Origin of the sequence: Novosphingobium aureum, assembly GCF_015865035.1 — a bacterium.
Lineage (GTDB): Bacteria > Pseudomonadota > Alphaproteobacteria > Sphingomonadales > Sphingomonadaceae > Novosphingobium > Novosphingobium aureum.
This window is the reverse complement of sequence record NZ_JADZGI010000036.1, coordinates 1-429: the sequence shown is the minus strand read 5'-3', so window position 1 is coordinate 429 and position 429 is coordinate 1. Positions and strand designations below refer to the sequence as shown.

The 429-nt window shown below is 49.4% G+C and carries 1 protein-coding gene; it reads right to left on the bottom strand.

Annotated elements, in window-relative coordinates; all coding sequences use genetic code 11:
- Positions 1-331, bottom strand: a 331-nt coding sequence (locus tag I5E68_RS20020) for a dCTP deaminase/dUTPase family protein (RefSeq protein ID WP_502243828.1), incomplete at its 3' end; no start/stop codon positions are given.
- Positions 332-429: the final 98 nt, after the last annotated feature.

Here is a 429-nt window from a genome sequence, read left to right as displayed (position 1 = left end):
ATCCGTGTCTGAGGGTGTTGCCGGATCGCCCGGCCAACCTTCCATACGATCCTTTCGGGATCTTCATTTTTACTCCTGTGGAGACGAGTTTCCATCCTCCGGCGGGGATCTCGGTTTCTTCTGCGGCATAAAGGTCGTATCCTGCGGCTTCTTGGGTTCCCCTTGTTGGAATTTTTCCTTCTGGGGCAACTACCAGTTCTACCATGTCCGTTGGGATCGTGGTTTCCTGTTTCTTTTCTTCTGCCCCTAGTATCGATCGTACATCGACTGTTTGGTCCTTCCAGTCGATTGTGGGGTTTTCGTCTTTTAGCCATCCATACTCTAGAATCATATTTTCTGTTCCGATTGATCCTACGAGGAATCGGACTTTTCGCGTTTTCTGGGTCTTCGGATATCGTAGTAGTATGGTAGCTTCTCGGTCTATTCGCC